The sequence below is a fragment of the Rhodobium orientis genome, from assembly GCF_003258835.1.
Taxonomy (GTDB): domain Bacteria; phylum Pseudomonadota; class Alphaproteobacteria; order Rhizobiales; family Rhodobiaceae; genus Rhodobium; species Rhodobium orientis.
Genome location: NZ_NPEV01000236.1, coordinates 1 through 235 on the forward strand (window position 1 = coordinate 1; position 235 = coordinate 235).

Sequence of the window (235 nt, forward strand, 5' to 3'; positions counted from 1 at the left end):
CGTCAGGGTGATGATCGATGGAAAAGAATCGGGAGGACGCGGGGTTGCCCAGGATGTTCTCGAAGCATCTGCCAAAGCCTACTTGAATGCTGTGAACCGCTATCTCGTATTGAAGACGAATACGGAAGGATTGTCAAAACAGGCGGCTGTAGGATCATAACAGTAAGAAGGAAGGAGTTTGTTGAATTTGAAAAAACGAATCGCACTTTTGCCCGGTGACGGAATTGGTCCCGAA

1 protein-coding gene is annotated in these 235 nt (G+C 48.1%); it reads left to right on the forward strand.

Annotated features, from left to right (window positions below):
• The first annotated feature begins 10 nt into the window (after nt 1–10).
• On the forward strand, nt 11–160 hold the full coding sequence (locus tag CH339_RS26005) for an alpha-isopropylmalate synthase regulatory domain-containing protein (RefSeq protein WP_368731670.1): 150 nt from the start codon (nt 11–13) through the stop codon (nt 158–160).
• The last annotated feature ends 75 nt before the right edge of the window (nt 161–235 follow it).

Coding starts and splice junctions, on each gene's coding strand:
- CH339_RS26005 (WP_368731670.1), top strand. CDS start 11: ATGATCGATGGAAAAGAATCGGGAGGACGCGGGGTTGCCCAGGATGTT.